Below are 17,965 nucleotides of genomic sequence, written 5' to 3'. Positions count from 1 at the left end.
TCATTTAAGCCTCACTTAGGTAAAATCTCTACCTAATTAATAATTTTACCTAAAGGAATTAAAATGAAGTTTAAAACTTTGGTGTTTTTTTCAATTTTTTCAATTTTATTTTTTGCTGGATGTGACTCAAAAGATGATAAGAAACAAGATATTCAACCTTCAAACAACTCTCAATCTCAGTTTAATTTAAATACTTTAAAAAATATTCCAATAGAAATTGGTTTCAATGACAATAAATTGATTTTAAAAGATTCAAATAATAAATTAGTTTTAGTTAATTTTTTTGCAACTTGGTGTCCTGCTTGTAAAGTACAAATACCAAATTTAGTAAAACTACAAGATGATTTTCAAAATGATTTAGTAGTTGTTGGGATATTGTTAGAAGAATTTAAATCAAATGAAGAGATACTAAGTGCTTTAAAAGAATATAATGTAAATTATTCAGTTACAAATGCTGTTGAAGGATTTGATTTAGCAAAAACTTTAGGTGGACTAAAATCTATTCCAACTTCATTTTTAGTCGATAAAGAAGGAAATATTTTCCAAAAATATGTAGGAATTGTTCCAAATGAAATGCTAGAAATAGATATAAAAAAGCTCTTAGAAAAATAGGATAAATATATGTTTAGCTTTTTAAAAAAAGATAAAAATGAAGAAAATAAAACTTTAGAAACTCAAGAAGAGAGTAAAAACTTTCTATCAAAAGCTCTTAGTAAGACATTTTCATCAATAAAAAATGTTGTTCCTCAAAAAAAAGAGAAAATATCTTTTGATGAAATTGAAGAACTATTAATCGAATCAGATGTTGAGTATGAAATTATAGAAAAAGCTATGAATGGCTTGCCAGATATGATTACAAGAAAGCAATTAAGACATAGACTTGTAATGCTTTTCGAACATGCTCCTGAAGTAAATTTACAAAATACTAAACCATTTGTAAGACTTATAATTGGTGTAAATGGTGCAGGAAAAACAACAACTATTGCAAAACTTGCAAATAATTTAAAAAGAAATGGGCAAAGTGTTATTTTAGGAGCTGGAGATACATTTAGAGCAGCAGCCATAGAACAACTTTCAACTTGGGCAGAAAAACTAAATATTCCTATTATTAAAACAAAACAAGGACATGATGCAAGTGCTGTTGCATTTGATACAATCAGTGCTGCAATATCAAGAAATATAGACAATGTCATAATTGATACAGCAGGAAGATTACAGACTCAAACAAACTTAAATAATGAATTAAAAAAAATTGTAAAAGTTTGTTCAAAAGCACTTCCTGATGCTCCTCATCAAAAACTTATGATATTAGATGGAACTCAAGGAAATAGTGCAATAGCTCAAGCAAAAGCTTTTAATGAAATTGTTGGAATAGATGGTATAATTGTAACAAAACTTGACGGAACAGCAAAGGGTGGAGCTTTATTTTCTATATCAAATCAACTTGAATTACCTATTTTTTACATTGGTATTGGTGAGAAAGAAAATGATTTAATAGAGTTTAGTCCAGATAATTTTGTAGATAGTTTATTAGATGAAATTTATATAAAAGAGTAAGGTTAAGGGGAGAATATGAAAAGAAGAACAAAAAATTTTATTGAAGATGCAATTATTGTTATAATCGTATTATTTGCGATATATTTACTCTATTTTTTTATATTTTCTAAAAATAATGACTCCGATACTTTAGAAATAACTAATACAACAGATAACACTGTACTTTCTACAAATTCAACAGAAACTGAAAAAAGCTTTTTATTATCTGTATATGAAGATTTGAAAGAAAAATTATTTGAGGAAGAAGAACAAAAAGAAGCTATTGTAACTCAAAATCAAGATTTAGAAAAAGTAGAGAATAAATTTGAAGATAATCAAACAAATATTCATCTACAAAGAGCTGAAAATAGAATACAACATTTAAATCAAAATGATGAAGAAAATTCACAAACAAATGATGTTATAGAAAGTGACAATTTTGATAAAAATGAAGAACAAAAAACTGAACAAGTAGAAAATAAAACTGAAAATGTAATTCAACCTTCTACAACACAACAAACAATTAATAACACTCAAGAAGAAGTTACTCAAACAAAACCACTAATAGAAGTAAAAACTGATGAGAACAATGATGACAATGAAACTAGCCACTCTGTATCTATTAGGGATATAGATCTTTTTTTTCAAGATTTTGAAAGAAAAGTAAACTCGAATATAGAAAAAAATATTGATAAATCTACTTTACAAAAAGGAGAATTTATAAATATCAGAGTTACTATTTTGAAAGATGGAAGATATGAGCAACTTACTTTTGTTGATGGAAACCAAGACTATTTTAACAAAATAAGAAACTCTATAGATCAAGTATTCCCTTTAACTATAGATGATTCTTTAAAAATCAATTTTCCAAGATATTATAGAATGAAAATAGAGTTTTAATTATAAAAGAAACTATTTATTTTTCTAAAATATCTCTCAATTCCATCAAAAGAGTGGTTTCCACCCTCTTCTATTATAAGTTCTGAATTCTCTAGCTTATTTGCAGCTTCACTAAAATCCAACACTTCATCATCTTTTTGTAATAAAGTTATAAAGTTTTTGGGATTTTCTATAAAATTCACTTCATAATTTTTCAAAGACTTTATATGATTTTGAGTAAATTCAAATCTTGAATTATCATAATAATTTGTTACAAACTCTACACCTTCATATCGATGCAAAGTTCCCCAAGGATTAACTGCTGGGTTTATCAAAACAGCTTTTAAATCATATTTATTTGCTAAATATAAACTATAAAATCCACCTAAAGATGAGCCTATTAAAAAAACTTTCTCTTCTTTATTTAAAGAAAATTCTATTATTTGCTCTAATGTATCAATAGCCAAATTTGGAATAGTTGGAAGAGAAATAGTTATAATTTCATCTTCAAAATACTCTTTAAATTTTTGTGCTTTTCCTCCAAAACCAGAACTTGCAAACCCGTGAATATATATTATCATCTTATTATTTCCCATAATTTATTATTAATTTTAAATATTACTAAAAAATATTTTAAAAATTTATATTTTCTTTAGATTATCAAAAAATTTGTTAATATACAAAGCTTACGATTAGTCAGAAATACTTTTTGTAAAAGATTCAGTATTAGTTTTATTTAATAATTAAAATATATAATATTAAAAAACATTTAGGAGTTTATTGTGCACACTATAAAATTAAATATTCCTGATAATTTATATCCAAAATTAGTAAATAGTAAAATAGATGTTCAATCACAATTTGAAGAGTTTTTATATGATTTATTTGATGATGGTTATCCAAGTATTTCAAAAGAAGAGGCTCACAAAAGAGTATCTGAATCTGTTTTAGCATATAAAAAAGGTGAATTAAAAACTGTACCTTATGAAGATGGTATGGATAAAATAGATAATTGGCTCAAAACTGTCTAATGTTCAAAATAGAAAAGAACATAACTTTCAATGATAGTCTTTTTTCAATCTTAAAGTATATTGCAAAAGATTCTCCCTCAAGAGCAAAAAACTTCAAAATCCAAATAGATAACAAAATAAGAAATATTCCAAATATGCCTTTTAAAGCTAGAAAATCATTTCATTTTGATGATCAAAATACAAGAGATTTAATCTTCAAAGGTTATACCATACCTTATTATATAGATGAAAATTTATCTATTATAGTTATTCTTGATATTTTTAAATGGCAAAATAAGTAATAAAAAGAGAGCCTAAACTCTCTTTTCTCTTTTTCGCTAACTTTTACAATCCCGAAATATCGCCCATTTCAACTTCTACACTATGTCCAGTTCCACCATCAAACAAGATATAAAAATCACCTTTTGGTTTATCAAAAGAAATACTTGAAAGTTTATCAAGCTTTTTTTCTTCTAAAACCTTACCATCATCACTCATTAGCTTTATTTTTACTCCACTTGCACTACTTCCATCTGAATATCCACCTTCACAAGTGATTTTCTCACCATCATATTCACACATAAAAAAAGGTGAATGAGCCAAAGCAACATTTGGTAAAACTGCAAACAAACCTAAAAACATAAATCTTTTTATCATCTTTATCATTTCATATTCTCCATTTTATATTTTTCTAGCCATTCCAAAGTTTTTGGAAAAGTCTCTTTTACACTCCAAGATTTTTGATAAACTTCTCCATTGCTACTTACAACTGTAAGATATAGTTCACTATTTTCATTTAGATTATTTAGTTGAATTGTACTTGTCCTATCCCAATATGGTGAATCAAAAACTATTCCTACATTACTTAAATTTCTTGGTTTATTTATTCTTAAATAGGCATATTTTATTTTCAAATCGCATTCTTGGCAAAATCTCAAATGAAAAGTTTGCATAGGCATACCTTGAACAGTTACAAATCCTTTTCCACTTATATGTTCAGCTAACACAAACTCAAATTCACCTATTTTATCTTTTATTGCATTTTCACTTTGAAGTGGATATTTAGGAAGTGTATATAAACTATAAGCAACACCTAAAGGCAATAAAACTAAAGCTATTATTCCTACAATTTTTGCAAAACTAAACTTTTCTAAACTCTTATTTTGCTCTTTAGAACTTATATTTTCAAAGTTATTTTTTTCTTTTTTATAAGCTTTAAATCCTATAAAAACTATCACCAAAAGTGAAGCAAAAATCAAAACTGCTAAATACAAAAACATTCCATAAGAAAAACTCCAAAGATAAACACAAATAAAAAAAGTAACTACTAAAAAAGCCCAAGCAAAAGTTTTAAATAACATTTTTTCTTTCTCTAAAACTTCTCTATTTAGCAAAATTTCACTCTCTCTTTTTCTTGCCATTGCCAAAAATAAAAAGCCTAAAATTGCCAAAATTATTATAAATAAATATCCAAAGATAGAAACATTAGGCATCATAAAACACCTCCTTTAAGTAAATAAAAACTCAAAGCAAAAAATACCAAAGTCCAAACAACTATATAAATCCAAGTTTTAATTATATTTTTTGTATAAAAAACCCAAAGTATAACTGCAATGCCTATTAAAAACTCTATTTTAAAAGCTTCAACTATCTCTTGAATATTTGGATTTATTTCTAAAAGAACTAAAATAAAAGTAGTAATTGCAGAAGATAAAAAATAAGTTCCAAAAGTAGCAGCTAAAACTCTAAAAAACATATCCATATTTTTCATAACTGCTCCTTTTCAACTCTTTGCCATTTTTTTTGAAGTCTATATCCAAAAAGTGCAAAACATAAAGCAAATAAAATCATAGTTATATCTAGCATTGCTAGTACAAAATCACCCTCTTTTAAAGTAACTCCTAAATGTCTATTTGTAGTTAAAAAGTTTATGATTGGAATCATTGCAAAAGCAAAACTAGCTATATAAAAACTCTCAACCCAAGCTTTTTTAACTGGTCGCACAAAAGAATAAAGAATAAACCAAAGCCAAACTAAAAATAGAATATGAACTTCCCAATTAGCTCTTTCAAACATAATAGTTGGCAAAACTCTATTTGCTATAAAAAATCCTGCAACTCCAACTAAAAGTCCTACAAAAACACCAATATTTAGTTTTTCTACAACTTTAAAACCAAAAGAGATATTTTTCTCTTTTCTTTTTAATACCCAAAGATTTAAGCCAGTTGCTACCATAATACAAGACATAACTCCACAGATAAACAATAACCATCTTAAAGGATATGAAGCAAACCAAGCTTCATGAAGTGAAACTAAACTTCTAAAAAGTTTTGTTCCTGTACTATAACTATCAATAATTTCTAATTTTTCACCCGTAATTGCATCAAATCTCATAGTTGTATCTGATGATTGACTTCTTGTAAGTTCACTTCCAAAAGGTGGTTTTAAATCTATAAATAAACCTTGTGTTATATTTTTACCAACTTCTATATAAGCTATATTTCCAACTCCAAATTTTTTTTCAGCTTCAACTAGCATATCTTTTATATTTGCTGTTGGTCGCTCCAAAATAGTCAAAGAACTACTATCCTCTAAAGCTTTTTTTGTTTCTTTTCTTTCTTCTTTTTTATCAGCTATCATCTTATATGGAATAGTCACATAATAAGGACTATAATATACAAGTCCAGTATAAAGTATCATCACTACAAAAGGAAGAGTTAAAACTCCAGAAATATTATGAATATCAAGCCAAGAGCGTTTATTACGATTACTTCTAAAAGTAAAAAAATCTTTAAAGATTCTTTTATGGATTATAACTCCACTAACAACAGTAACTAAAGCCAAAAAAGCCAAAATTCCAGTAAGGATAATCCCTAAATATTTATCTATATAAAAAAACTGATGATGTAATGTTATAAAAAGTTCTCCACCATGTGTTTGCCTAACTTGTGTTGGTTTTATCTCTTCTAAAGTTAAAGGATTAAAATACCAATATTTACCCCAATTTAAAGAATTTCTTATAACTATTTGTGTTCTACTAGCTCCATTTGGAGTTTGATTTTTTATATGGGGAAGTTTTATCATCCAAGTTTTAGCTTCAGGTGATTCTTTACTTAAAAAATCAAACATAGCATTTAACTGTTCATCTTGTGGTTTTTGCACTAGATTTACTTCAAGTGGTCGTTCAGGTTCTAACCATCTTGTAATATCATACATAAAAAAAGATAGAGTTCCAGTTACAAGTATAAAAAATATCGCCCAACCAACTATCAAAGAAACCCAAGTATGAGTTTTACTCATACTTGTATTAAAACTATTTTTCATAAAAATTTATAGCTTAAAATTTTAATGTTACATTAAAAGCAACACTTCTTGGGTCACTTAAAGTTGTAGTATTTGCCCAATATTTTTCATTAGTTAAATTTGAAGCATAAATTCTAAATGTTGTATCATAACCATCTAGTTTTGTTTCATATCTAGCACCAAAATCAACAGTTGTATAAGCATCAAGTTTTTCAGTGTTTGCACCATCTCTCCATTGAGTTCCTGTATAATAAACTCCACCATTTAGATATATTTTAGGCTCTATTGGTAGTCTATATTCTGCATACATTTTTGCTTGATATTTTGCTACATTTGTTGATTCTTTCCCTTCAAGTGCTTTATTTGTAGTTTTTTCTACTTTTGGACTAAGATAAGTAATGCCACCCATTAAAGTTAAACTATCTGTTGCTTTTCCTGTTACTAAAACTTCAACGCCTTGATTTATTTGTTCACCATCTTGAGTTAATTTTTTTCCAGTTGGAGTATCTACTTGATAATCATTTGCTTTTTCTATTCTAAAAAGTGCAGTACTTAAAAGTAAATCTGGATTTATACTCCATTTTGTTCCAACTTCATATTGAGTGCTTTTAAGTGGATCAAAAACTTCTCCTGCATTTATAAACTGATTTCCTACAACAGTACCATTTTGTAAAGCTTCAATATAAGTAGCATAAGTCGTTAAATCTTCTATTGGTTTATATATAAGTGATAATGTAGGTGTTAATTCTGATTTATCATATTGAGTAACTCCTTGTCCATTTTTATTTTCCATTGAAGCATAATTTACTCCAACTAAAGCACTCCACTGTTCAGAGAAAGTTATATTATCTCCTAAAACTACATTTGTATTAAGATTTTTTCTATTCAAAGTTGGAGATTTTGTCTGATTTGGAACTGTATAGTTCCAGTTGTTAAAATCATTTATACTATTCGCAGGAATATTCCAATCATCATAACTTTGTCCAAGATAATATTTTTCAGTTCCAAAAGAACCACCAAAAGTTAAAGAGTGATGAATAGAACCTGTATTAAAATCTCCATCTAAGTAAGCATAAGCACCATCATTTTTGGCTGTTTCTTTATAAAACCAATATAAAGCATTTTTTACACTTCCTGTACTTGTATTTAGATAGTTATAAAAATATGGAGCTTCTCTTTTTGCTTCCTTATAAATATATGCTGTTCTAAATCTTAAATTATCACTAAAATTATAGTTTGCTTTTAGTTCAATTTTATCCGAATCTACTTCAGAATTTGCCCAATCAGGAGCATAACTTTTTGAAGTATCAAAATCTTTTGCATTTGGCATTTTCCCTGTTATAATCCATAAAGGTGTAGTTCCTATTTTTGATTCTCTATGAGCATAGTATAGTCCTAAATCAAGATTATCAGTTGGTTTATAGGCAAAAGATACTCCTATAAGTTTTTCTTCATCTTCGTGATTTTCTATTGCTGTATCTCCACCTTGATAATTACCAAATACTCTAACACTTAATTTATCAGTGATATTTTGAGAAGTATCAACTGAAGTATAGTAGTTTTCTCCACCATTATTCCCTACTGATATTTTCGTAATTGGCTTATTTGTAGGATATTTTAAAGCATAGTTTATAGTTCCACCTACATTTCCACTTCCATATAAAAACCCACTAAGCCCACTTATAACTTCTATTCTATCAACTTCATTTGTACCCACTCCAAAATATGAGTTTGCAAGTGGTATTCCATCTATTAAAGCTGAACTAATACCAAATCCTCTTATTTGAGTAGCTAATGTTCCATCTCTTGAATTATCTGCGGTATTTTTTAATATGGGATTTATTTTTGTTATTTTATCCGCAGTATTTGAAATCGTATTTTCTATAAAATCACTTGACATAATACTCATTGAATATGGAGTATCTTGAAGAGATAAATTTCCCCAAACTCCTAGAGTTTTAACATCTTCTACAAGATAGCCTGAATCAGCAGAACCATTTTTATAATTAGAACTAGAAACAGATATTTCATCTAAAACAGTAGTATTACCAAAGTTTTGATATTTTGGTTTTTCTATTATATATATTACACCATCTTCTTGAATTGCTTTTAATTCATTTGGATTTAGTACCCTATTTAAACTATCTAATACCGTACCCCCCCCCGAAACCTAACTTTTCCGAATCTACTATTTTATTCTTCAAATCTTTTGATTTTGAAATATACGTTACATTATATTTCTTTACTATATTCTCTACTGCTTCTTGCAAACTTATCTCTTTTGCATTTGCAAAAGAACTTCCTAACATCAAAGATGTTACAACTGACATGAAAACTCTTCTTTTCATCTTATATCCTTTGTATTAATTTTGAGAATTTGTTTCTCTATATAGTAAGACGATTTAAATGAAAAAAATGGACAATTTTTACAAAAGAATTTTGAAATTTGTTAGTTAGAGTTACTTTTGGTAACAAAAATGAGTAAATTATTACATCTATAATTTTAATTTAGTTTCTAAAGAAGTAAAATTTATATTGATAAATTTATTACAATTTGTAATATTTTTAAAAGATATAAACTTATTATGTTAGAATCCATTAAATTTTAAAAGGTTTTTTTATGGCAAAAAAGAAAATTACACTTTTTGAGTGTCAGCATTGTGGAGAACAATCTACAAAATGGCTTGGTAAATGTCCAAATTGTGGCTCTTGGGATAGTTTTATAGAGTTAAATCAAGAACAACAAGAAGTTTTAAAACAATCTATAAAAGTTTCAAGTTCAACTTCAAAAGCAAAACCAATAACTGAAATTTTACAAGATGATGTTACAAGATTTTCTTCATTTAATTATGAATTTGATTTAGTTTTAGGTGGAGGTATAGTTCCTGGAAGTTTAACTTTGATAGGTGGAAGCCCTGGCGTTGGTAAATCTACACTTTTACTAAAAGTTGCTGGAAGTATCGCAATCAGTGGTAAAAAAGTCCTTTATGTATCAGGAGAAGAGAGTGCTGGTCAGATAAAACTAAGAGCTAATAGACTTGAAGCAAATAGTGAAAATCTATTTTTATTAAGTGAGATAAAACTTGAAGAGATTATGGATGAACTTCTTAGAGTTGATTATGAAGTTTGTATTATTGACTCTATTCAAACTATTTATTCTTCAAATTTAACATCAGCTCCTGGAAGTGTAAGTCAAGTTCGAGAGATAACTTTTGAACTAATGCGTAAAGCAAAAGAGTCAAATATTGCTATGTTTATAATTGGACATATTACAAAAGATGGAAGTATTGCAGGTCCAAGAGTTTTAGAACATATGGTTGATACAGTTTTATATTTTGAAGGGGAAGCAAGTAGAGAACTGCGAATGCTTCGTGGCTTTAAAAATCGTTTTGGAAGTACGAGTGAAATTGGTATTTTTGAGATGACTGCTGAAGGACTAATAAGTGCAAAAGATATAGCTTCAAAATTCTTTGATAAAAGTAAATCACAAAGTGGTTCAAGTTTAACTGTATCTATGGAAGGAAGTCGTGCGATAATACTAGAAGTTCAAGCACTTGTAAGCGAGACAACTTTCCCTAATCCAAAACGAAGTGCAACAGGATTTGATACAAATAGATTAACTATGCTTTTAGCACTTTTAGAAAAAAAACTTGATTTACCTTTTAATCACTATGATGTTTTTATAAATATTAGCGGTGGAATAAAGATAAAGGAGAGTAGTGCTGATTTAGCTGTGATTGCTGCGATAATTTCTAGCTTTAGAGATAGACCTATTTCAAAAGAGTCAGTTTTTATAGGTGAAGTTAGTTTAACTGGTGAAATAAAAGATGTTTATAGTATAGATTTAAGACTAAAAGAAGCTCAAGCACAAGGTATAAAAAAAGCTGTAATTGCTCAAAAAACAAATTTAAAACTAGATATCAAAACTTTTGAAGTTGATGAAGTATCTAAAATGATAGAGTTATTTTAACTCTATCATAAAGCCCTACTTTTCAAGTCTTTTTTTAGCACCATTCATAAGTCTTTCATTTGAAACTATCGCTCTTGTATGAGTACCTATTCCACAAATTCCTCCACTATCAATAACTTCTATTTCAAACTTATAAAGTTTTCCTTCCATTCCTATAAAAGTTGCAGTTGAAATAGCTATATCATTTTCCAAAGTTGGGGCAAGATGTTTTATATCAACTTCTACTCCAACACTTAATTCACCTTCTTTTAAAAGAGGTATCATCATCTTTGCAGCACTACACTCCATCAATGCAACCATTCTAGCAGTTGCAAAAACTTCTGGAAAACCATCATCTTTTGAAATTTCAAGATTTGCAGCTAAATCTTTTTTCAATACTTTGTACTCTATATTCGCTTTTGTTCCTACTTCTAAAATCATCATTTCTCCTTAGATTTATAGTAAAAAGTATATACTACAAAAAAAGTTTTAAAATAGGATAAATAATTGATAGATTTAGACAATCAAACAGATTTTGAATTTGATATAGCAATAATAGAAAATATATCTTCAAAGCTTACACAAAAAGATATAGAACTTTTAATAGTAGATAACTTAACAATACAAGAAATAAATAAAGAATATAGACAAAAAGATAAACCGACTGATGTTTTAAGTTTTCCTTTTGAAGGAGATTTTTCACATATTCCTTTAGGAACAATAATAATTTCAATAGATTTTGTAAAAGACAAGGCCAAAGAGTATGGACATAGTGAAATTGAAGAGTTGAGTTTACTATTTATTCATGGAATTTTACATCTTTTAGGATATGACCATGAAGTTGATAAGGGTGAACATAGACAAAAAGAAGAAGAGTTGATAAAAGAGTTTAATCTTCCAGATAGCCTGATAATTAGAAATTCATAAATAGTCTAAAATTAGACTATTTAGAACATTTTGTACAAATACCATTTAAAACTATATTTGTAGTCTCAATTTTAAAAGAACTTATTTTTGAAACTTGCTCAAGAACATCGCTTGAATCAAGTATTATATCTTCAATGTACCCACAGTTAGAACAAACTAAGTGTGCATGTTCAGCTTTTACTAGCTCATAAACAGTTCTTGAATTTGGAATCTTAACTTCACTTAAAAAAACTTTTTCAACCATTGAATTGATATTTTTATAAATTGTTGCTAATGAAACAGATGGAAATCTATCTAATAATTTTTTATATAAATCATCTATATTCATATGTCCATTTTTATAAAGTTCTTCTACAATAGCCACTCTTTGAGGTGTTACTTTCAAATCATATTCTTTTAGCAAATTTGCAAAATTTGTCATTATTTTCCTTTAAATTTTTAATAAATTATATTCATTTAATTAATTGTTTTACTAGTATAACATTTTTTACCTTTCTTTAATTTACAAATAAATCTTATTAAAAAATATTTAATTAAATATCCAATTTTTAACTCTTAAAAAACTTTATTTAGCTAATATTTCAAAAAAATTAGGAATAAGTTTTGTATAAATATTTGATTATTTTTATTTTTAGTATAGTTTTAAATGCCCAAAATATAAAAGTTGCTTCATACAATGTTGAGAATTTCTTTGATTTAAATTATGATAAAACAGAGTATGATGAGTTTATACCAAATAGCAATTTTTTATGGAATCAAAGAAATTTTAATATAAAACTAAACAATATTATAAAAGTTATTGAAGATATTGATGCTGATATCATAGCTTTACAAGAGATAGAGAATGAAAGTTTAATGAAACTTTTAAAACAAAAACTTCCAAAATATAGTTATTATAGTTTTATAAAATATCCAAAATCTTCTGTTGGTTTGGGAATTTTGTCAAAAGTAGAGATAAAGAATTCTGCTTCAATTGATGTAAAATTTACAAATGCAATTTATCGCCCTATTTTAGAAACAACTTTTGTAAAAAATGATATTGAATTCAAGATATTTAACAATCATTGGCCATCAAAAAGAGCAAGTGAAACTTATAGAGTAAAATATGCAAAAACTTTGCAAGATAGACTAAAAGATTTACCAAATGACTATGACTATATTTTAGTTGGAGATTTTAACTCTGATTACAATGAATTTCAAACTTTTAAGAAAAACTTAAAACTAAACCAAACAAATGGAATAACTGGAATAAATCATATTTTAAACACAACTATTGAAGATAAATTTGTAACTTTAGATGATATTTTAGGAAATAAAAAAAGAGTTCATTATAATTTATGGCTTGAAGTAAAAAATTTTGAAAGATTTTCAACAAAATTTAAAAATCAAAATAATACTCCTGATAATATCATAGTTGCTCCTGCACTTTTTGATAATAAAAAACTATCATATATTCCAAATAGTTTTACTATTTTTAAGCCAGATTATCTTTATAAAAATGGTCAAATAGTAAGATGGCAAATGAGCCAAGGGATAAAAAACAAAATCCATAAAGGGGAAGGATATTCAGACCATCTTCCAATATTTGCAAACTTTTCTTTAAAAGAAAATGATACAAATCCTATAAATAGCCTAAATTTAGATAAAAAAATCACAGATATTGCAACTTTATATGATAAAAATAAACTTATTTTACCTGCATTTTTAGATGATATTGTAGTAATTTATAAAAATGAAAATCAAGCTATAATCAAACAAAAAAATAGTCGTGCAATATATATTTTTAAAGATGCAAAAGATTTAAAACTAGGTTATTATTATGATATTCAAGTAAATGAAATATATGATTTTTATGGATTAAAAGAGATAAAAGAGTTTGTCATTTTAAAAGAAAAGAATCAAGTAAATGATTATAAAACTTTATTTTTAGATGCTTCAAAGATTGATATTTTTGACTTTAAATATGAAAATGAAGTTATAACAAATCTAAGTGGTGAAATACGAAAAGGAAAGTTGTTTTTCAATAACAAAACTATAAACCTTTTTGCAAAAGATAAATCAATTCTTCCTAAAGATGGTGAAAAAATAAATATTTTAGAAGCACAGTTGGGTTCATTTAAAGGAAATATGCAAATAATTTTTCATAAAAAAACAGATTATAAAGTAGAAAAATGAAAAATATAAAATTATTAAAATCTATTTTTACAAATAGTAGTGGGATTTTAGTTTCAAGAATTACTGGATTTGTAAGAGATTTGATGACTGCTTCAATACTAGGAGCAAATATATACTCTGATATATTTTTTATTGCTTTTAAATTCCCAAATCTGTTTAGAAGTATATTTGCAGATGGAGCTTTCACACAAGCTTTTATACCATCTTATGCAAAATCGAAGCATAAAGTTAGATTTTCATCTATCATATTTTTACAGTTGATTGCTTTTTTGCTTGTTTTATCTTTGTTTGTAACACTTTTTTCCCATATTGTAGCAAAAGCTTTTGCTATTGGATTTAGTGCAGAAACTATTGATTTAGCAGCTCCACTTTTTGCTATAAATTTTTACTATCTACCTTTAATATTTATAGTTACTTTTATGGGAGCATTGCTTCAATATAAACACCATTTTGCAACAACTGCATACTCAACTGCTCTTTTAAATCTTTCGATGATTGCTAGTTTGATTATTGCACAAGGAATGGATAGTTATACAATCACTTTTTATCTATCTTTTGGAGTTATAATTGGTGGAATTTTACAAGTATTAGTGCATTTAATAGCGATAAAAAGAGCAAATTTATGTAAAATATTCACTTTTAAAAAACATAAGAAAAAAGAAGAAAGCAAATTTTATAAAAACTTTTTAGCTGCAACATTTGGTTCTTCAACTTTACATATTTCGGCTTTTATTGATACTTGGTTGGCATCTTTTTTAGTAAGTGGTTCAATATCTTATTTGTATTATGCAAATAGAGTTTTTCAATTACCACTTGCTATTTTTGCAATAGCAACTTCAATAGCCCTATTTCCAATGGTCGCACGTGCAATAAAAAATAAAGATGAAAATCAAGCTTTAAAATTGATGAAAAAATCATCTTTTATTTTATTTGGTGTTTTAACTATATCTATGATTGTAGGAATATTATTTGATAATTTTATAATAAAACTTCTATTTGAAAGAGGTGCTTTTACAAGTGAAGATAGTAAAAATACAGCTTTAATATTGACTATGTATTTAATAGGTCTCTTACCATTTGGTTTAGCAAAAATATTTTCACTTTGGCTTTATGCAAAAGAACAACAAATGTTAAGTGCCAAAATATCTATGCAAAGTTTACTTTGGAATATCATATTTTCATTGGCTTTAATATATCCTTATGAAGCAGCTGGGTTGGCGTTTGCAAGTACTCTTAGTGGTTTTATTCTTTTTTATCTTACTATCAAAGCTTTTGGCTTTGATAAGTTTATTAAAATGTTTAAAAAGTCTTAATTTAGCTAATTTTTGTTAAAATCTATGACTTTTTTTATGCAATTTACTTAGGATATATATGAAAGATTTTTTTAAACAATACTCACCATTTTATAAAAATTATAAATTAGAAATATTTTACTCAATTTTAGGAATATTGATGGTTGCTTTGGCAACAGCTGGGACAGCTTATGCAATACAACCACTTTTAGATGATATTTTTATAAATAAAGACCAGCAAATGCTTTATATAATGCCTTTTATAGTTATAGCTTTATATGCAACAAAAGGCTTTGGTGGATATATTCAAACATATTTTATTTCATATATAGGTCAAGATATTACAAGAATTGTAAGAGATAATCTCTTTTCTCATGTTTTAAAACTTGATATTTCATTTTTTCAAAAAACACATGGTGGAGAACTTGTAAGTAGAATAATCAATGATATAAATAGAATTCAAGCAGCTGTTTCAAATAATTTAGCAGAGATTCTAAGAGAAAGTTTGACAATTGTTGCTTTGGTGTCTTTAGTAATTTATCGTTCTCCTGAACTTGCTTTTTATGGTCTAGTTGTTCTTCCTCTTGCTGTTTATCCGCTTACTCGTTTAGCAAAAAGGATGAAAAAACTATCTTTTAAATCTCAAGAAAGTAACTCTGATATCACTTCATCTTTAACAGAATCTTTTAATAATATTGAAATTATAAAAGCAAACTCAACAGAAAATATGGAAACAAAAAAATTCTCAGTTTTTAATATGATATTTTTTAAATATAATATGAAAGCTGTAAAAACAAACGCCTTAACTTCTCCAGTTATGGAAACATTAGGAGCTATTGCTTTTGGTGCTGTTATTTTAGTAGGTGGAAGTAAAGTTGTAAGTGGAGAGCTATCAACAGGAGAATTTAGTTCATTTATTGCAGCACTTTTTATGCTATATACTCCAATAAAAAGAATATCTTCTTTATACAACAAAATGCAAGATGCCTTTGCTGCAAATGAAAGAATCAATAATATTTTTGCAATAAAACCAAATATTACATCTGGAAATATCACTCAAATAGAAGATATTAAAAATATAAATTTTTTAAATGTAAGTTTAAAATATGATGATTTAGTAGCACTTAAAAATATACATCTTGAAGTAAAGAAAGGCGAAATACTTGCTTTAGTTGGAGATAGTGGTGGTGGAAAATCTTCACTTATAAATTTACTTATAAGATTTTATGATGTAAATAGTGGCGAAATAAAAATCGATAATAAAAATATAAAAGATTTTGATTTACAAGCATTAAGGGATTGTGTTTCAATAGTTACTCAAAGAGTTTATATTTTCAATGATACAATCGCTTCAAATGTTGCTTATGGACAAGAATTAGATGAGATAAAAGTTATAGAAGCATTAAAAAAAGCTCATGCTTATGACTTTGTGTCAAAAATGAAAAAAGGTATTCATACTACTTTAGACGAATTTGGAACAAATTTAAGTGGTGGTCAAAGACAAAGAATTGCTATTGCTAGGGCTTTATATAAAGAACCAAAAATTTTAATTTTAGATGAAGCAACTTCAGCACTTGATAATAAAAGTGAATCAATTATTAGTGAAGTGATAAATGAAGTAAGTCCAAATAGGATAACTATTGTTATAGCACATAGACTAAGTACAATAAAAAATGCTTCAAAAATTGCTGTATTTAAAGCAGGAGAAATAGTAGATATTGGAACTCAAGAAGAACTTTTAAAAAGTAGCCAAGAGTATCAAAGACTATATAATTCAGCAAATTTTTGATAATATAATTCAATTTTTTACAAAGGAAAGATTTTGTTTAGCTATGAAACACTAAAAAAAATACTATTTTTATTTGACCCAGAAAAAGCTCATCATATTGCAGAGTGTGGTTTAAAGACAGTTGGCTCTTGCAAGATTTTAAAATCTTATATGGAGAAAAAAAACTATATTAATGATGAAAAACTTCATCAAGAAATTTTTGGTTTAAAATTTGAAAATCCAGTAGGACTTGCAGCTGGTTTTGATAAAAATGCAACAATGATAAAAGCTATGAAAAGTATGGGATTTGGTTTTACTGAAATTGGGACAATGACACCAATGCCACAAGATGGAAATCCAAAACCAAGAATGTTTAGATATCCTGAACAAAAATCTGTTCAAAATGCAATGGGATTTAATAATTTAGGTTCTCATGCTGTTTTAAAAAATTTGAAAAAAGTTTATCCGTTTTCTATACCAATTGGTGTAAATATTGGTAAAAACAAAAATACACCTGAAGAGTTTGCATTAAGTGATTATAAAAGTTTAATTAAAAAATTTGAAAAATATAATGACTATTTGGTTATAAATATATCTAGCCCAAATACTCCAAATTTGAGAGATTTACAAAACGAAAAATTTATAAGTGAACTTTTCACTATGGCAAAAATTTTGACATCTAAACCAATTTTACTAAAAATTGCTCCTGATATGGAAGCAAATCAGGCAATTGAGTTATGTAAAACTGCGATTTCAAGTGGAGCAGCTGGAATAATTGCTACAAATACAACTATTGATTATAGTTTAGTTCCAAATTGTAAAGATTTTGGTGGATTAAGTGGTGCTTGTTTAACACAGAAATCTTCTAAACTTTTTAAAGAAATTGCACGTGAATTGTTTGGAAAAGCTATTTTAATAAGTGTTGGTGGAATTTCAAATGGCAAACAAGCATATGAAAGAATAAAAGACGGTGCATCTTTAGTTCAAGTTTACTCTGGACTTGTGTTTGAAGGACCTTCAATGGTAAGAAAAATAAATCAAGAGATTTTAGAACTTTTAAAAGAAGATGGTTTTGAAACAGTTAGTGAAGCAATTGGAGCAAATTTAAGATAATGAATTTTGTTTT

Annotated in this window: 20 protein-coding genes; 11 read left to right on the top strand and 9 right to left on the bottom strand. The window is 26.9% G+C overall.

Annotated elements, in window-relative coordinates:
• Positions 1 to 63: 63 nt before the first annotated feature.
• Genes ACNSOS_RS00405 through ACNSOS_RS00395 form a run of 3 tightly spaced genes read left to right on the top strand, consistent with a single transcriptional unit; the run spans position 64 to position 2,436 of the window.
• Positions 64 to 612, top strand: coding sequence for a TlpA family protein disulfide reductase (locus ACNSOS_RS00405; protein WP_418185498.1), 549 nt, complete (start codon positions 64 to 66; stop codon positions 610 to 612).
• Positions 613 to 621: 9 nt separating this feature from the next.
• The gene (gene ftsY / locus ACNSOS_RS00400) at positions 622 to 1,557 is read left to right on the top strand and encodes a signal recognition particle-docking protein FtsY (RefSeq protein WP_113894922.1); all 936 of its coding nucleotides are present in this window, start codon (positions 622 to 624) and stop codon (positions 1,555 to 1,557) included.
• A 15-nt stretch (positions 1,558 to 1,572) separates the two neighbouring features.
• Positions 1,573 to 2,436, top strand: coding sequence for a hypothetical protein (locus ACNSOS_RS00395; RefSeq protein ID WP_418185497.1), 864 nt, complete (start codon positions 1,573 to 1,575; stop codon positions 2,434 to 2,436).
• Here ACNSOS_RS00395 and ACNSOS_RS00390 read toward each other — a convergent pair.
• Positions 2,433 to 2,996 (bottom strand): YqiA/YcfP family alpha/beta fold hydrolase, encoded by a 564-nt coding sequence (locus ACNSOS_RS00390; protein WP_113894920.1) that lies wholly within the window; start codon positions 2,994 to 2,996, stop codon positions 2,433 to 2,435. The two genes, ACNSOS_RS00395 and ACNSOS_RS00390, sit on opposite strands and share 4 nt — an antisense overlap.
• Before the next feature lie 201 nt (positions 2,997 to 3,197).
• On the opposite strand from ACNSOS_RS00390, the gene ACNSOS_RS00385 reads away from it, so the two are divergent.
• Positions 3,198 to 3,446 carry a hypothetical protein gene (locus ACNSOS_RS00385; protein WP_113894919.1) on the top strand — a complete coding sequence of 83 codons (249 nt, stop codon included), beginning with the start codon at positions 3,198 to 3,200 and terminating at the stop codon, positions 3,444 to 3,446.
• Positions 3,446 to 3,727: a type II toxin-antitoxin system RelE/ParE family toxin gene (locus tag ACNSOS_RS00380; RefSeq protein WP_418185496.1), complete on the top strand. Its 282-nt coding sequence runs from the start codon at positions 3,446 to 3,448 to the stop codon at positions 3,725 to 3,727. Before ACNSOS_RS00385 ends, ACNSOS_RS00380 begins: the two co-directional genes overlap by 1 nt.
• A 43-nt stretch (positions 3,728 to 3,770) precedes the next feature.
• Here the strand turns inward: ACNSOS_RS00380 and ACNSOS_RS00375 are convergent, their stop codons facing one another.
• The 6 genes from ACNSOS_RS00375 to ACNSOS_RS00350 form a co-directional block, all read right to left on the bottom strand.
• Entirely contained in the window at positions 3,771 to 4,091 is a 321-nt protein-coding gene (locus ACNSOS_RS00375) for a hypothetical protein (RefSeq protein ID WP_418185495.1), read from the bottom strand.
• Positions 4,088 to 4,921 carry a DUF3325 domain-containing protein gene (locus ACNSOS_RS00370; RefSeq protein ID WP_418185494.1) on the bottom strand — a complete coding sequence of 278 codons (834 nt, stop codon included), beginning with the start codon at positions 4,919 to 4,921 and terminating at the stop codon, positions 4,088 to 4,090. Before ACNSOS_RS00370 ends, ACNSOS_RS00375 begins: the two co-directional genes overlap by 4 nt.
• Complete coding sequence (locus ACNSOS_RS00365) at positions 4,918 to 5,196, bottom strand: hypothetical protein (RefSeq protein WP_418185493.1); 279 nt, start codon at positions 5,194 to 5,196, stop codon at positions 4,918 to 4,920. The genes ACNSOS_RS00370 and ACNSOS_RS00365 overlap by 4 nt, the downstream gene beginning before the upstream one ends.
• Entirely contained in the window at positions 5,193 to 6,749 is a 1,557-nt protein-coding gene (locus ACNSOS_RS00360) for a PepSY-associated TM helix domain-containing protein (RefSeq protein WP_418185492.1), read from the bottom strand. The genes ACNSOS_RS00365 and ACNSOS_RS00360 overlap by 4 nt, the downstream gene beginning before the upstream one ends.
• Positions 6,750 to 6,762: 13 nt before the next feature.
• Entirely contained in the window at positions 6,763 to 8,628 is a 1,866-nt protein-coding gene (locus ACNSOS_RS00355; protein WP_418185491.1) for a TonB-dependent receptor, read from the bottom strand.
• Positions 8,629 to 8,869: 241 nt separating this feature from the next.
• A complete protein-coding gene (locus tag ACNSOS_RS00350) occupies positions 8,870 to 9,076 on the bottom strand; it encodes a hypothetical protein (protein WP_418185490.1) in 207 nt (68 codons plus the stop codon).
• A 272-nt stretch (positions 9,077 to 9,348) separates the two neighbouring features.
• Here ACNSOS_RS00350 and radA point away from each other — a divergent pair, with 272 nt between their 5' ends.
• Positions 9,349 to 10,698 (top strand): DNA repair protein RadA, encoded by a 1,350-nt coding sequence (gene radA / locus ACNSOS_RS00345; protein ID WP_113894912.1) that lies wholly within the window; start codon positions 9,349 to 9,351, stop codon positions 10,696 to 10,698.
• A gap of 15 nt (positions 10,699 to 10,713) precedes the next feature.
• On the opposite strand, the gene ACNSOS_RS00340 is transcribed toward radA, so the two are convergent.
• Entirely contained in the window at positions 10,714 to 11,118 is a 405-nt protein-coding gene (locus ACNSOS_RS00340; protein WP_418185489.1) for a thioesterase family protein, read from the bottom strand.
• A 66-nt stretch (positions 11,119 to 11,184) separates the two neighbouring features.
• On the opposite strand from ACNSOS_RS00340, the gene ybeY reads away from it, so the two are divergent.
• Entirely contained in the window at positions 11,185 to 11,604 is a 420-nt protein-coding gene (gene ybeY / locus ACNSOS_RS00335; protein ID WP_418185488.1) for an rRNA maturation RNase YbeY, read from the top strand.
• 16 nt (positions 11,605 to 11,620) lie between these two features.
• Here the strand turns inward: ybeY and ACNSOS_RS00330 are convergent, their stop codons facing one another.
• Positions 11,621 to 12,025: a Fur family transcriptional regulator gene (locus ACNSOS_RS00330; protein ID WP_113909128.1), complete on the bottom strand. Its 405-nt coding sequence runs from the start codon at positions 12,023 to 12,025 to the stop codon at positions 11,621 to 11,623.
• Positions 12,026 to 12,207: 182 nt separating this feature from the next.
• Between ACNSOS_RS00330 and ACNSOS_RS00325 the strand changes: the two genes are divergently transcribed.
• Genes ACNSOS_RS00325 through ACNSOS_RS00310 form a run of 4 tightly spaced genes read left to right on the top strand, consistent with a single transcriptional unit; the run spans position 12,208 to position 17,952 of the window.
• Complete coding sequence (locus ACNSOS_RS00325) at positions 12,208 to 13,779, top strand: endonuclease/exonuclease/phosphatase family protein (RefSeq protein ID WP_418185487.1); 1,572 nt, start codon at positions 12,208 to 12,210, stop codon at positions 13,777 to 13,779.
• Complete coding sequence (gene murJ / locus ACNSOS_RS00320; RefSeq protein ID WP_418185486.1) at positions 13,776 to 15,092, top strand: murein biosynthesis integral membrane protein MurJ; 1,317 nt, start codon at positions 13,776 to 13,778, stop codon at positions 15,090 to 15,092. Before ACNSOS_RS00325 ends, murJ begins: the two co-directional genes overlap by 4 nt.
• A 58-nt stretch (positions 15,093 to 15,150) precedes the next feature.
• Positions 15,151 to 16,860 (top strand): ABC transporter ATP-binding protein, encoded by a 1,710-nt coding sequence (locus ACNSOS_RS00315; protein ID WP_418185485.1) that lies wholly within the window; start codon positions 15,151 to 15,153, stop codon positions 16,858 to 16,860.
• Positions 16,861 to 16,893: 33 nt separating this feature from the next.
• Entirely contained in the window at positions 16,894 to 17,952 is a 1,059-nt protein-coding gene (locus tag ACNSOS_RS00310; RefSeq protein ID WP_418185484.1) for a quinone-dependent dihydroorotate dehydrogenase, read from the top strand.
• Positions 17,953 to 17,965 lie beyond the last annotated feature (13 nt).

The organism is Aliarcobacter vitoriensis, from assembly GCF_048320235.1.
In the GTDB taxonomy this organism is placed as follows: domain Bacteria; phylum Campylobacterota; class Campylobacteria; order Campylobacterales; family Arcobacteraceae; genus Aliarcobacter; species Aliarcobacter vitoriensis.
The sequence above is the reverse complement of the archived record's forward strand: the minus strand, read 5'-3'. Positions and strand labels throughout refer to the sequence as shown.